Source organism: Corynebacterium sp. HMSC28B08 (assembly GCF_001806865.1).
Classification (GTDB): Bacteria; Actinomycetota; Actinomycetes; order Mycobacteriales; family Mycobacteriaceae; genus Corynebacterium; species Corynebacterium auriscanis.
The window spans coordinates 1-15001 of record NZ_KV786193.1 but is presented as its reverse complement, the minus strand read 5'-3'; the positions used below and the strand labels follow the sequence as shown (position 1 = coordinate 15001).

General features: G+C 61.1%; 7 protein-coding genes and 1 pseudogene. 7 read left to right on the top strand and 1 reads right to left on the bottom strand.

Annotated elements, in window-relative coordinates; all coding sequences use genetic code 11:
• Positions 1–80: 80 nt before the first annotated feature.
• The 5 genes from smc (at position 81) to ffh (ending at position 11904) form a co-directional block, all read left to right on the top strand.
• Complete coding sequence (gene smc, locus HMPREF3098_RS10385; protein WP_070435082.1) at positions 81–3569, top strand: chromosome segregation protein SMC; 3489 nt, start codon at positions 81–83, stop codon at positions 3567–3569.
• A gap of 53 nt (positions 3570–3622) precedes the next feature.
• Positions 3623–7135 carry a hypothetical protein gene (locus tag HMPREF3098_RS10380; protein WP_070435081.1) on the top strand — a complete coding sequence of 1171 codons (3513 nt, stop codon included), beginning with the start codon at positions 3623–3625 and terminating at the stop codon, positions 7133–7135.
• Between the two features lie 60 nt (positions 7136–7195).
• Positions 7196–8659 (top strand): signal recognition particle-docking protein FtsY, encoded by a 1464-nt coding sequence (gene ftsY, locus HMPREF3098_RS10375; protein WP_070435080.1) that lies wholly within the window; start codon positions 7196–7198, stop codon positions 8657–8659.
• A 153-nt stretch (positions 8660–8812) separates the two neighbouring features.
• Complete coding sequence (locus tag HMPREF3098_RS10370; RefSeq protein WP_070435079.1) at positions 8813–10177, top strand: ammonium transporter; 1365 nt, start codon at positions 8813–8815, stop codon at positions 10175–10177.
• A 140-nt stretch (positions 10178–10317) separates the two neighbouring features.
• On the top strand, positions 10318–11904 hold the full coding sequence (ffh, locus tag HMPREF3098_RS10365; RefSeq protein ID WP_070435078.1) for a signal recognition particle protein: 1587 nt from the start codon (positions 10318–10320) through the stop codon (positions 11902–11904).
• A gap of 21 nt (positions 11905–11925) precedes the next feature.
• Here ffh and HMPREF3098_RS10360 read toward each other — a convergent pair whose 3' ends face one another.
• Positions 11926–13152: a protein adenylyltransferase SelO family protein gene (locus tag HMPREF3098_RS10360; RefSeq protein WP_070435077.1), complete on the bottom strand. Its 1227-nt coding sequence runs from the start codon at positions 13150–13152 to the stop codon at positions 11926–11928.
• A 219-nt stretch (positions 13153–13371) separates the two neighbouring features.
• Between HMPREF3098_RS10360 and rpsP the strand changes: the two genes are divergently transcribed.
• Both rpsP and HMPREF3098_RS10350 read left to right on the top strand, forming a co-directional pair.
• Entirely contained in the window at positions 13372–13899 is a 528-nt protein-coding gene (rpsP, locus tag HMPREF3098_RS10355; RefSeq protein ID WP_035115047.1) for a 30S ribosomal protein S16, read from the top strand.
• A 372-nt stretch (positions 13900–14271) separates the two neighbouring features.
• A pseudogene (locus tag HMPREF3098_RS10350) lies at positions 14272–15001 on the top strand (hypothetical protein); the annotation flags it as partial.

Sequence of the window (15001 nt, the reverse complement as noted above, 5' to 3'; positions counted from 1 at the left end):
CAGCACCACACCGCACCACACCACACCGCACCGCACAGCACCGCACAGCCCGGCGTAGATGCAGTGCTAAAATCGCCACGATGTATCTCAAGTCGTTGACCCTCAAAGGCTTTAAGTCCTTCGCGTCTTCGACGACCCTAAAACTGGAGCCGGGCATTTGCGCCGTGGTTGGCCCTAACGGCTCCGGTAAATCAAACGTGGTCGATGCCTTGGCGTGGGTGATGGGCGAACATAGCGCCAAAACCCTGCGTGGCGGGAAGATGGAAGACGTCATTTTCGCCGGCGCAGGCGACCGCAAGCCCCTGGGGCGCGCCGAAGTCACGCTGACCATCGACAATTCCGATGGCGCGCTGCCCATTGAGTACACGGAAGTCTCCGTCACGCGACGAATGTTCCGCGACGGCGCCAGCGAATATGAAATCAACGGCTCCAAAGCCCGCCTTATGGATATCCAGGAGCTGCTCAGCGACTCGGGCATCGGCCGCGAAATGCACGTCATCGTGGGGCAGGGGCGCCTGTCGCAGATCTTGGAATCCCGGCCTGAAGAGCGCCGCGCGTTCATTGAGGAAGCAGCGGGGGTGCTGAAACACCGGCGTCGAAAGGAAAAAGCCCAGCGCAAACTGGTGAATATGCAGGCTAATCTGGACCGCCTGCACGACCTCACCGACGAGTTGCACAAGCAGCTGGGCCCACTCGCACGGCAAGCGGATGCTGCGCAGAAGGCCTCCACGGTGCAGGCCACGATCCGTGAAACGAAGGTGCAACTAGCGGCGCACCAAGTGAAAACCCTGTCCGCGGAGCTCGCGGAGGCCTCCACCCGCGCGGAATTGGCCGCCGAGCAGGTGGAGGAGATTCAGGACGCTCTAGAAACCCATTCGGCCACGCTCACGACGACCGAAGAGGAACTGCGCACTGCCCTGGAGCAGGCCGAAGCGGCCAAGCACCTGTGGTACCGGTTGTCCGCAGTGGCCGAGAAGAACTCCGCTACCTTGCGCATCGCCGCGGACCGTGCCCAGCAGCACAACGTCGTCTCTTGGTCCGGCCCGGATCCCGAGCAGCTGTTGCTGCGGGCCGAGCAAGCCGAGGAAGAACAATTCGACCTCGACGAAGCCGTCGAAATGGCCGCGGAGCGCCTAGAGTCCATCGCCGAGGAAGTCGCGGAGAAGGAAGAAGCCGCGCGTATCGCGGAAAAGGAACACTTCGCCCAAGTGCGGGCCATCGCAGATCGCCGCGAAGGCGTGGTCCGCCTGCTGGCCAGCCACGAATCGGCCACCAAGCAGCTGGAATCCGTGACCGCTGAAGCACAGCGGGCGGGTGAGGCTGTGGAGCATTTGCAGGAAGCCCTGGACGCTGTGGCCGAGGAACTAGCGGAAGCCACCGATGAGCTCAAGACGGTCGAATCCAGCGGTGCCGGGCTGGCCGAGCGCACCGAACGCGCGGAAAAGGAAGTCTACGACGCCGAAACTCGCGCCGAGGAGTTGCGCGCCGCTCAACTTGCCACCGAACGCGCGATCGCCACGGCGGAGGCCACTATCGCCGCGTGGGAGGAGCGCCTGCGACCGTCCGATGGCGCTGCCGTTGCCGTGCGTGCCGCGGAGGCTGAAGGCGTGGATATCACCGCGCTCACGGAGCACATCACAACCACTGACGGTTGGTCCGTAGCACTGTCCGCCGTATTGGGGGAGGCCGCCGTTGCTGGCTTGGTCATCGATTCCACTGATGATTCTTCGGCCGACGCCCTGCTGACCGCGCTCCACGATGCTGCCCAGGGGCGGGCGGTTGTGCTGCAGCCGCAATCCACCAAACCATGGCGGTTGGATACTTCACCGTTAGTGGGAACGTGGTTGCTCGACCACGTGGAATGCTCCGAGGTCGCACAAGGCCCAATTAACTCTTTGCTCGTCGACGTGGTGGCAGTGGACTCTGCGGCGGACGCGCGCCGTGTGGTTGCGGAGGATCCCCGCCTGCGCGCGGTGACCCCGACCGGCCAAGTTTTCGGTGCCGGTTGGGCTGCCAGCGGCCATGGCGGATCCACACCCGTGGAGTTAGCAGAGAAGGTGGCTGCGGAAAAGCAGGGCGTCGAAAAGAAAAAGAAGCAACTGGCGGACCAGCAGGCAGCTCTCGATGGAGCACTGGAAACCGCCAGTGACATGCGAACAGCGGCGGCGACTGCGCGTGCGGCGGATCAGGAATACAGGGCCGGCAGGCGCGCAGCCGAGCAACGGGTGGCGGCCACGCAAAAATCCTTCGATGCCGCGCGTAACCAACTGGAGCGCGCTGTGGCCAACCGCGATCAGGCGGAACAACGCCAAAAGGAAGTTGAGGCTCAGGTTGAGGAACTGGCCGATCGTGTGAGCCGGGTGGACAATGAGGATCACGAGCAAGAGCCCTCCACTGCCGGTCGCGATGCGGCAGCCAGCCAATTGCAGCAAGTTCGTGCCATGGAGATGGAGGCCAAGCTGGCGCTGCGGTCAGCTCAAGAGCGCGCGGAATCGGCACGGGGGAAGGCGGAGGCCCTGCGCCGCCAAGCTCGCCATGAAGAACAAGCACGGGCCCAGCACGAGAAGGCGCAGGCTGCGCGCCAAGCGGCCCGGGTAATGGCTCAGGCGGTGCAGGAACAGGCTTCGCGGGTGGGCCAGCGTATTGCCGAAGCGCTAGAGCGCGCCGATGATAACCGCACGGTAACCGAGCAGTCCTATAAGCAGTGGCAATCCACTATGAGCCAGCAAAAGGACAAGGTCTCAGCCTTGTCTGCGCAGTTAGGCCGGTTGACGGATAACGCGCACTCCGCGGAGGTGGCCCGTGCCCAAGCCCAGGTGAAGATCGAGCAGGCGGTGCAATCCGCGCTGGAGCAGCTGGGGCTCACAGCCGAACAGCTGCTGGCGGAAGAATTGCCGGACGACTTTGATCCCACCGCTACCCGCAGCGAGCTGAAGAAGGCGGAGAAGTCCCTGAACTCGCTGGGCAAAGTGAACCCTCTCGCCTTGGAGGAATTCAAAGCTCTGGAGGAGCGCTACAATTTCTTGGCGCAACAGTTGGAGGACGTGGAACAGGCGCGACGGGATCTGCATAGCGTTATCCAAGAAGTCGACGATACGATCCTCGCCCTGTTCACCGATGCGTGGCAGGACGTGGAAGCAGAGTTCCCCCGAGTGTTCGCCACGCTGTTCCCAGGTGGTGCGGGCCGTTTGGTTCTGACAGATCCGGAGGACATGCTGACCACGGGCATTGAGGTGGAAGCGCGACCACCGGGTAAGAAGGTCAAGCGGCTGTCACTGCTATCGGGCGGTGAGAAATCGCTGACGGCGCTGGCCATGCTGGTGGCGATCTTCCGGGCTCGCCCTAGCCCGTTCTATGTCATGGACGAGGTGGAAGCGGCACTGGACGATGTGAACCTGCGCCGCCTTATTGCACTGTTTGAAGAGCTGCGGAATGATTCGCAGTTGATCGTCATCACCCACCAAAAACCAACCATGGATGTGGCGAACGTTTTGTATGGTGTGACCATGCGCGGCGACGGTGTGACGCGCGTCATTTCCCAGCGAATGTCGCCCGCGACCAGCTCTTAAACCCGGGGGCACCTCGTGGCTGGAGTGTCGGCGGGCGTGGTTAGAATGGTCGCGTGACTTACAGCCCGATTGCAGACCTGCAGGACACTCTTCTTCCATGGGCCTCGACTACTGAGGCCCGTTTGGAATCCGAATTTGCTGAGACCCAGCTGTTCGTGGAGTTGGACATCAACGGTGACGAATTGGAGCGGATGACCCGCTTCTTCGGCACATTCATATCACGACAAGTCGAGGCTGGTTCCTCGGAAAGCGCACTGCTGGAGGCCTGCCCGGCACTCACCGCGGCCACCTTGCTTTCGCGCGCGGCGCGGTTTCACCAAGTGGGTGAGCTGTCCTCGGAGTACTGGTCCGGTTTGGGCCTGGAACCCACACCCGCGCGCCGCAAGCTCATCGACGGCCGTTACCGGGACATCCTCGCGGCCGCGGGGTTGAACACGTTCGATGAAGTCACGGGCGGTCCGGACGGCGAACTTGGTCGATTGTTCGCCCACGTGGGTGTGGCTACTGACTGGGTGCCCGAGCTCATTGAGCTGATTGATTCTCGACGCCTCGACGGGTCCGCCCAGGGGGAGCTCGCGGCGGAAGCTCAGGCACTGGTTGCGATCCTGGCAGAACAGCCCCGCCAGGTGGGGCCCTTGTGTGCCACGTTGCCCGAAACGGCTGCCACCTTGTTGCGCCCGGTCGTGGCGACGGTTCGTTATGCGGCGGATAATTCCGAAGGCTGGGAGTATGCGCTGTTGGCTGGGGAAGTCGAGGGTACAGAGAGGTTCCCTGCGCTGATCCGTGAGGACGTCGTAGAGGAATTGCGCGAACGACCTGCCGGGACCCTTGAGCGGCGGCATAGCGTGGGCGTCGCTCGGAAAGAAGACCAACCGCGGTTCCACTTGGATGTAGAACGCCAACGCGTGCTGCTGCGCTTGCCGGCCCAGCCATTGGGGGAGGAAGACGGTGCGGAAACGCGCTGGCGCGTGGATTTCGATGGCAGGCCGGGGGCGTTCCGCGCGATGCGCAGCGACAACCCGGCCCGCGTGGAATCCGAAATCGTAGATGTACCGGTGCGCCACCCACTGCGCGAGGTGCGGGTGCGCAACAAGTACAGCGACCACCACTGGCATTTGCCGATGGTGAACTCGGCTACCGACCCGGTGCTGCTGTTTACCGTCCGCGGCCACGACGTCACCGACCACGTGTGTTTGCACCACAGCGAGGTTTTCGTGGTGTGCCCGCAGGACTCGGTGGCCAAGGATCCTGTGCGTGACCAGATTGTTCCGGTTCTGGCAGAGCACGGCATGAAAACGTGGGACGGCTGGGTTATCCGTCAATTGGACCTATCCGAATCGCTGGCGTTGCACGTAGAGCGCCCGGGCGAGCCGCAGCCGTCGATGCTGGGCGTGCGCGCGATTGACCCCCGCCAGCGCGTGCGGTTCATCGAACCCGACGAGCCACTGCCCGCGGTGCGCACGCTTGCGGGTAAGGCCATCCACTCTGAGTCTCTGATGGTGGAGTTCCCGCCGACTATTTCGGGTGCGACCGAAGAGTGGTACTTGTCCGTATCCGCGTACGCGGGGCCGGGTGAGATCGGCGAGGAGGTCTCCGAAGAACAGCCTCTCGAGGTTCCCGCCGAGGGTGGAGCATTCGATGTATTCGACCCCGAGGCCTACGATTCCCCGTGGGCGGGTGAATACCTCGTGCGCTTGCGCGGGCCGCGTAACGAGTCGTTCCGCCACGAATATGCGCTGGTGGAGGGCATGTCCGTGGAAGTGGAGATCGAAGGCCCCAGCTCGCAGACCCGTCTGCCTATGCGCGGTGGCCTCAGCCCAGCAACGGTTCGCCTGCGCCCGGGTGAGAAACCGTTCCTGCGGGTCAAGCCGATCACACTCACTGCGGAAGACAGTTATGCGCTGGTCTCAGTGGAAACCGACGCCGGTGACGCACTGCCCATCGTGGTTCGCCCCCCATGGATCCGTTACCAGCTGACGTTGCACGGGGAGGACCCCATGTGGCGCACCGAACCGATCAACATGGCGAAGGCGTGGTTGAACACCGATTCGCGTTTCCGCGTGCGCCCGGGCGCGCCCATGGACGACCCGCGCTTTGTGGTCCGCGATCGGCACGGCAACCCCGTGCGTACGCTAGCGCTGACCACGGTGGATAACGTGACGTGGTTCGTGGGGCTTTCCACGATCGCCAGCAGTATTGCGCTGCTGAGCCAGGGCAGCATCGAGTTCGAATTCGTAGATCCCATCGCCGCCCGCCGGGTAAGCGTTCGCCTGGCGAATTTGGTCTCGGATGGGGAGTGGGGCGTCGAGATTGAAAATGGCCGCCTGAAGATCCACAGCGAGGTCCCCGGCCAGCTGGAAACCATGGGTGCGTGGGTGTGGCCGCTGACCGCGCCGTGGGAATCCGCCCGTTTTGTGGATTACGACGGGCAGCTGCCTGCGGATCTCACCGACGCGGGCCCGTTGAGTGTGCAGCTTTTCCACCAGGATCGTTTCAGCCACCTGCGGCCACCAGTGGTCGCCGGGACACGGTCGGTCAAGGTGGATGCCCCTGGTTACTTTGTCGGGGACGACGCCGATTCCCCCTGGGCTCACCTTTCCGCCTTCCTAGCGGGGGAGCGCGAGGACATTCCTACAGACCCGTCCGTGTTGTCGACGTTGTGGGACGTACAGGCGGGTTGGCTGGCTGGGCGCTTTGAGGTGATGGATAAGCTGCGTGAGGCCTTAACACACGATCCACGCGCATCGATTGGGGCCATGTCACGGTCCCTGGTTCCGGCCGGTGACCGGCCTGCGCAGTTCATTGCGTCCGGGTTGGTGCATACGCCGATGGCGCGTGCTGTGGGCGAGGCGGAACAGGCCACTGGCGATGTTGAACGCCACGGCGATACCCCGTGGATTGCGGCGCTGGAGATTTTGGACGAGCTGTCCCGCATTGACGATGAGTCCGCTGAAGCCCGCAAGCTGCGTGCGGAATTGGGCGAAGTTGCCGGGGCCCCTCTGGTGCAGACGGTTGAGACCGGGCGCGATGTTTCACTAGATACCGCCTGCATTGACAACACGACGGTGCAGATCGCGCACATGGATCCAGCGCAGCAGAAGGCGGTGCTGGACATGTTCTTCGGCGGTGCAGGGGTGGTACCGGGAGCGTTGAGCGAGGAGAACAGCCGTTTGATCGCGGTGTTCGATACGTTCAAGAAACGCCAGGAGCTGTCCGACTTGCTGGGTGACCCGCAGCTGATGAAGACAGCGGTGGCGGTGTTGCGCCGGGTGAAGTCGGCGAACCGCCAGCTGTACTTGTCTGCGCGTGTGCGTTTTGATCGACTGTCGGGCGTGGATACCGATACGCCGGCCAACCGGTGGGCGCTGGCACCGGTGGTCAGTATGATTTTCGCGTTGGCTACTCGCATGCATGCGCACGGCCACTTGTCCTCGCTGGGGCAGTTGCCACAGGCGTATGCCGGGTGGGCGGATATGGCTCGATTGGTTCCGGATCTTGTCACTGGCGATATCGTCTCGGCTGATGCCATGGTGTTGGGTATCTTTGGCCCCCGGGTTAAGGAGTAGGACCCCCGGTCGTCGGACTGTTTGCAGCGCATTCACATAAGTTCTGAAACACTGGTAGGCATGTACAGTTCAACTCTTGTGTGGATCATTATCGGCGTAGTGGCGTTGATCGTCATTGCGGCGATCATTATTGCCATTGGTCTGAAGCGTAATAAGGCCAAACAGGTCTCTTTCGAGAAGAAGGAGCAGATCGAACAGAAGAAACCCGATAGCGGCAATTACCAAGCGCAGGGTGGCTTCAACTTCACCGCGGGGGGCGGGGCTGGAGCCGCTACGAAGGTTGCTGAGCCAGCCGAGCCTAAACCAACGCCCGCGCCTGCGCCCGAGCCCAAACCAGCAGAGTCGGCCCAGCCCAAGCCCAAACCCGCTGAGCCAGCAAATCCAGCCGAGCCAGCAGAGCCAGCCAAACCCGTTGAGCCAGCCCAGCCCAAGCCGGAGGCTGAGCCAGCCGAGCCAGCCAAACCCGCTGAGCCAGCAGAGCCAGCCCAGCCCGAGCCCAAACCCGCTGAACCAGCAAAACCAGCAGAGCCAGCAGAGCCAGTCCAGCCCAAACCCGCTGAGCCAGCAGAGCCATCCCCCGCACCCACCCAAACTGAGGACATCGCACCTGTTCAGGGCCGCCTGGGGAAACTCCGTGGACGTATGTCCAAATCTCAGAACGTCATCGGCCGCGGCGTGCTGGGCATCCTCTCTGCGGGCGATCTCGATGAGGACGCGTGGGAGGAAATCGAAGATACCCTCCTGATGGCGGACCTCGGCACCAAGACAACGCTTGCGGTCGTCGAGGACCTCCGCGAGCGCATCGCCGTCAACGGCGTTTCCAGCGAAGCGGAAGCCCGCGCCATGCTCCGTGCCGCGCTCATCGATGCCTGCAAGCCCGAGCTAGACCGTTCCATCAAGGCCATGCCCTATGAAGGCAAGCCGGCGGTGATCATGGTCGTGGGTGTCAATGGCACGGGCAAGACTACGACTACGGGCAAGCTCTCCCGCGTTCTCGTAGGCATGGGCCACAAGGTGCTACTGGGCGCCGCGGATACTTTCCGTGCCGCTGCCGCTGACCAGTTGGAAACGTGGGGCCGCCGCGTTGGTGCTAAAACCGTGCGTGGCAAGGAAGGTGCGGATCCTGCGTCAGTCGCCTTCGATGCCGTGGCGCAGGGAACCGACGAGGGTGTGGACGTCGTCGTCATCGATACCGCGGGCCGTCTGCACACCTCTGTTGGCCTGATGGATCAGCTCGGTAAGGTCAAGCGCGTTGTAGAGAAAAAGGCCAAGGTGGACGAGGTCCTTCTGGTTCTCGACGCCACGGTCGGCCAAAACGGTCTGATGCAGGCCCGCGTGTTCCGCGAGGTCGTGGACATCACGGGTGTCGTCCTCACCAAGCTCGACGGTACCGCCAAGGGTGGCATCGTCTTCCAGGTGCAGGAAGAACTCGGGGTGCCCGTGAAGCTCGTCGGGCTGGGTGAAGGTGCAGATCACCTGGCACCGTTTGAGGTTGAGAGCTTTGTGGACGCCCTGTTGGGCTAATCCACCGTCGTTTCCTCGTCCGGAAACACAATTGAAACACGGACATTGGGAATGTTCACATAAGTGAAACTCTCTTTAACCAATTGTGAAACAACTAGCGATGACAATTGGGGGCGTCGAATAAAAAGGCACTTCGACGTATAAGGAGAGAAGATGACTACCGAACAACTGTCCGCGGCCAGTGGTAATTCTGCATGGATGTTGATGAGTGCCGCGCTGGTGTTGCTAATGACACCGGCGCTTGCGCTGTTTTATGGCGGAATGTCCAGACAAAAATCCGCGATCAATATGATGCTGATGTCTTTCGCATCGATGGCGGTCGTGGGGGTGTGCTACATCCTGTGGGGATGGTCCATGTCCTACGGAAGCCAGTCTCTCGCCGGGATCCTGTCGAACCCCTTGGAATTCTTTGGGTTGCGCGATTCGATTCTCACCGTGGACAACAATTACGTTGCGGGTGCGAATGGTTATGCGAATGTCATCGATATTTGTTTCCAAGTCACATTCGCCATGATCGCCGTCGCTATCATTTCGGGTTCGCTGGCGAACCGAGTCAAAATTCGTACGTGGCTTGTATTTAGCGCGCTGTGGGTGACATTCGCGTACTTCCCCATGGCGCACATGGTGTGGGGCGGGGGCCTACTGAGCCACTCCGCAGAAGGGTTGGCCGCTAAGGTTTTTGGCACGGTTACCGAAAATGGCGAGACGGTCGCCGCAATTGCTCCCATTGATTTTGCCGGTGGCACGGTGGTCCATATCAATGCGGGAGTTGCGGGGTTGGTACTCGCGCTGATTATCGGTAAGTCAGCCACGTTCATGAAGACTCCGGACCGTCCGCACAATATGCCTTTGGTGATGCTGGGAGCGGCCCTGCTGTGGTTCGGTTGGTTCGGGTTCAATGGCGGTTCGGCCTTCGCCGCCGATGGGCTGGCGGCACTGGCGTGGATCAACACCACCGCCGCTACGTGCACGGGAATGTTGGGCTGGATCCTCGTGGAGCGCATGCGCGATGGCCGTGTGACTTCGCTGGGTGTTGCCTCCGGCGTGGTTGCGGGTCTGGTGACTATCACACCGGCCGCCGGGGATTTCACGCCGATGGCGTCCCTGATCGTCGGTTTCGTGGGCGGTTGTCTTGCTGCCGTGGGCGTGGGGTTGAAGTTCCGATTCAAGTTCGACGATTCCCTGGATGTTGTGGGGTTGCACCTTGTGGCGGGAGTCTGGGGAACGATCGCCTGCGGTTTATTCGCCCGGGAACGTGGGTTGTTCACGGGCGGCGGCATGGATGGCCTGAAGCTGGTGGCTGTACAAATCGGAATTACGGCGGTGGCTGCACTGTACTGCGCGCTGGTAACCACCGCCATTGGCCTGCTGCTGAAGTTCACGTTGGGTTGGAGGATTACGCGCGCGGAGGAGGACTTGGGCATCGATACCAGTCACCACGGAGAGACGGCCTATCACTACGAATTCACTGAGCCGGATACGAAGCACTCGATGCTGGAGGATGAATCAACCCACTAGGCTGTACTACTCAACCCGCTAGGCTGTATTACTCAGGCCGCTAGGCCACCGTGGTTGAGGAAAAGTCGACCCACCGCGCTAAAGTGGGAGAGATTCATTTTCTTGACCACCCACGACAACCTAAGGGAGCAACGACTAGCGTGTTTGAGTCGCTTTCTGATCGCCTTACTGGTGCCCTCAAAGGTCTGCGCGGTAAGGGCCGCCTGACCGAAGAGGACATCAACGCTACCGCTCGCGAGATCCGTCTTGCGTTATTGGAAGCCGACGTCTCCCTCCCGGTCGTGCGCGGGTTCATCAACCGCATCAAGGAGCGCGCCCGCGGCGCAGCTGTGTCGGAGGCGCTCAACCCGGCGCAGCAGGTTATCAAGATCGTCAACGAGGAGCTGCAGAACATCCTTGGTGGTGAGACCCGCCGGCTGAACCTCGCCAAGCATCCTCCGACGATCATCATGCTCGCCGGCCTGCAGGGTGCGGGTAAGACAACCTTGGCCGGAAAGCTCTCCACGCACTTGGCCAAGCAAGGGCACACCCCTATGCTCGTGGCCTGTGACCTGCAGCGCCCTGGCGCGGTGCAGCAGCTGCAGATCGTCGGTGAGCGCGCAGGCGTGCCGGTGTTTGCGCCAAACCCCGGTACTAGCCTCGATTCCCACGATCATGAAATGGGCACCAGTCACGGTGATCCCATTGAAGTCGCGCAGCGCGGTGTGGAAGAGGCCTATCGTACGCATCACGATATTGTCATCATCGATACCGCAGGCCGCTTGGGCATCGACGAGGTCCTGATGAAGCAGGCCCGCGACATCCGCGATGCTGTCGAACCGGACGAAGTGCTCTTCGTTATCGATGCCATGATCGGCCAAGATGCCGTCACCACAGCCGAAGCGTTCCGCGACGGCGTGGATTTCACGGGTGTTGTCCTCACCAAGCTCGACGGCGATGCCCGCGGTGGTGCGGCGCTGTCCATCCGTGAGGTCACGGGCAAGCCTATCCTGTACGCCTCTACGGGCGAGAAGCTGGAAGACTTCGACATCTTCCATCCCGACCGTATGGCCAACCGCATCCTCGGCATGGGCGATGTGCTCACCTTGATTGAGCAAGCCGAGCAGGTCATGGACCAGGAAAAGGCCATGACGTCTGCCGAGCGTATGGCCTCGGGTGAACTGACTCTCGAGGATTTCCTCGAGCAGATGATGATGATCCGCAAGATGGGGCCTTTGGGGAATATTCTCAAGATGCTGCCCGGTGGCTCGCAAATGTCCCAGATGGCGGACATGGTCGATGAAAAGCAGCTTGATCGTATTCAGGCCATCATCCGTGGTATGACCCCCGCCGAGCGCAATGACCCCAAAATCCTTAATGCCTCGCGCCGCAAGCGTATCGCCAACGGTTCGGGCGTCAGTGTCGCCGAGGTCAACCAGCTGGTGGAACGTTTCTTTGACGCGAAGAAGATGATGGGCCAGATGGCCGGGCAGTTCGGCATGGGCGGGCGCTCGGCCACCAAGAAGGTCAAGAATCACCGCAAGGGTAAAAAGGGCAAGAAGGGCAAACCACGCAACAACCGGCGTCCAGGAATGGGCGGAATGCCCGGGATGCCAGGAATGCCCGGGATGCCAGGGATGGGTGGCGGAATGCCCTCCATGGCAGAGCTTGAAAAGATGCAAGAGCAGCTACCACCGGGCTTCGAGAATATCGATTTGTCCAAGATGAAGTTCCCTAAGGGCAAGTAACCCTAGCCCGGCACCCCTACGTCAGGTCCCGCAGTAGGTGACATACGGCCCCGTTCCTTCTTCCGGAGGGCCGGGGTCTTGCCACTTCTGGTCGTTTGTCCTCTTTTCTTTTACCGACGCCACAAGCTCCGTAGCCACGTTCACATCCCCACGAGTGGCAGCCTCGACCGCGTTTTCAATCTCGTAGTTCCGCGGGATCCGGGGTGGGTTACATGGTGCGTCCTCGGTACTGCGCTCTGCTGCGTTTTCCTTCCACCAGCGGCGCAGATCCACGCCGTCTGGTGGCAAGGATCCGCCGAATTCCTGAGCGAGTGCGTCGTGGTAGAGATCCGGGAAAGTCTGCAGGATTGCGTTAGCTTCATCCACTTCCACGTCCAAGCTGGTTCCGCATAGCGCTTCGGCCAACCGCGCCAGGTTCCACATCGCGATGGAAGGTTGCTGACCGAAGGCATATCGCCCGGCGGCATCGATGCTGCTGAACTTGGCGGTGGGGTCGAAGGTATCCACGAATGCGCAGGGGCCGTAGTCGATGGTTTCACCGGCTAACGACATGTTGTCGGTGTTCATCACTCCGTGGACGAACCCCACCCGCATCCATTTGGCTATCAGCGCGGCTTGCGTCTGTACTGCGTGGCGCAGAATTTCCGCGTCGCGCCCGCCGGGCTCGCCCACGATTCGCTGAAGGGTGTACTGGGCCAGTGCGGGCAGAACCGCATGCTCGTCCCGGTGCTCGTCCAGCAGTCGGGCGAATTGAAATGTTCCTACGCGGATGTGGGACGTCGCGACCCGCACCGCAATGCCACCCGGTTCGCGTCGTCCGTTACGGGCAATCTCCTCTCCTGTGCGAAACACGGCGGCGATGCGGGTGGTCGGAATGCCGGCGGCGTGCATGACCTCGCTGACGACGTATTCGCGCACCATGGACCCCAGGGTGCCTAACCCGTCACCGCCACGCGAGAAGGGAGTGGGTCCCGACCCCTTCAACTGCACCTCGCGCCCATCAGCGGTTTCCCCAAGCAGTAGCGCGCGCCCGTCGCCGAGGACGGGATTGAAGTGCCCAAATTGGTGGCCCGAGTAGGCGGTGGCCCACCCCTCCATGCCGCCTGCGAAGTCCCAATCCCGTTGCGATACGAGAGTCCAGAGGTCGTCGTTGGCGATGGCCAGCGTGGCGTCGGGAAAAGAAGCAGAACGCCATGCCTGCGTTAGTTCCGGTAGCGCGGTGGGGAAGGGTTCGGTGGTTGGGGTCATGACCTTGAGGGTACATAGGAGGCTGCGTAGGCAGGGTGGCGCACGCGACTTTGTTCTACGTATCGGCTCCAGTAAGCTATGTGAGGTTGTCTGCGTAACACCGCATCCGACTCCGGTCGGCCGGTGGTCACGCGCAGGTAAAACATCAAGGGTTGAACCGGTCCGTGCAACAGGGCGCGGGTGTCTGAACTGCCCAGTGACCAAGTGAAGGAGCCAATCATGGCCGTAAAGATCAAGCTGCAGCGTATGGGTAAGATCCGTACCCCTGAGTACCGTGTTGTTGTTGCCGATGCCCGTACCCGCCGTTCCGGCAAGGTTATCGAGAATCTCGGCATCTACCAGCCAGCTTACGAACCATCTGTCATTCGCATCGATTCTGAGCGCGCACAGTACTGGTTGGGTGTTGGTGCTCAGCCAACCGAGCCAGTTCTCGCTCTGCTGAAGGTGACCGGCGACTGGCAGAAGTTCAAGGGCATTGAGGGCGCCGAGGGCACCCTGAAGGCTCAGCCAGAGAAGAAGTCCAAGTTGGATCTATTCAACGAGGCTCTGGCCGAGGCTGCCGACGGCCCAACCGCTGAGGCTATCACCGAGAAGAAGCGTAAGGCTAAGGAAGAGGCCGAGGCTAAGGCCGCTGAGGAGGCCAAGGCTGCCGAGGAGGCTGCTGCTAAGGAGGCCGAGGCTGCTGAGTCTTCCGATTCCGCAGAGGCTGCTGAGTCTTCCGAGGAGGCCGAGGCTTCCGCAGAGTAATCTGCAGGCTTCTGCTTCTCTTTATTCCGCACTTTCGCCGCGTCCCGTTTGCTGGGGCCGGGGGGTGCGGTTCTTTTTTATTCGACGCCCCCTCGCCGCCCTCGCCCGCGTGGGTTTATTGGCTCGAGCTGTGGGCGGCGGGCGCGCTCATAAGATTTTAGTTCATATGTTCGTATATCTGGAGAGCGGATGGAAGGGGTTAGGGGAGTATCTTCAGGGCTTTCGGTGAAAAATGCATTTTACCTGCGAGGAAGAAGGTGAACTGTTCCGAAGTGGCACTTTTTAGAGTTTGAAACCTGGTGGGGTATTGACGGCGTTAGAAAGGGTGTTCTAGGATTGGGTTAAGAGTTTTAAGGGATTTAGGGGAAAACGATGACCGCACCGACGGCAGACAATAGATCTAGCGACCAACCTAACCAGCCAGCCCAACCTAGCCAACCACATCTGCCCAGCCAACCAATTCTGCCCAGCGAGACCACACCTGCAACCTCAAGCCCGGAGGAGAAATGGGGCGAGCCTCCAGCCGAGTTGGAACCGATTTTGACCAGGTTGTTGCCTCCATGGCGCGCGCCCGATGCATCATGGCGAATTGATGATCCGAACGATCCTGTGAGTTTGGCAGCGAAGTCGGTGAATTCTTTGAACGTGTTCATGGCGTACTTGACTCAGCCACAGTGGAACGATCGCATTCAGGATCACGCCAGCCGTATTGGTGCGCGTACCGGTATGACGGAGTGGAAGGCCGAACAAGTCGCGATGGTCGGGTTGGTCTTGCCACGTTTTCCTCGGTTGTCTGAGATTGCGATGGATGGCCTATTGAATTTTCAGTTGGTGCACCAACTGTGTGAGCACCTTGAAGCCGCTGATACTTCCAAGGATGAATTGATCGATCACGCCATGGTTCGGCTGCTACAACCAACAGTGCGCAACCAAGCCATGCGTACTGTCACATGGGTCAATAACACGGTCACCCAATTGCTACAGTTCCTTGACCCACTTGCTGTCCCGATGCCGGAGGATAGCCCTGAGTCTGAGGCTGATGCTGACACTGATAACACCGGCATCAACCCCGATGACGTCCCACCCATGGATGAGGATACCT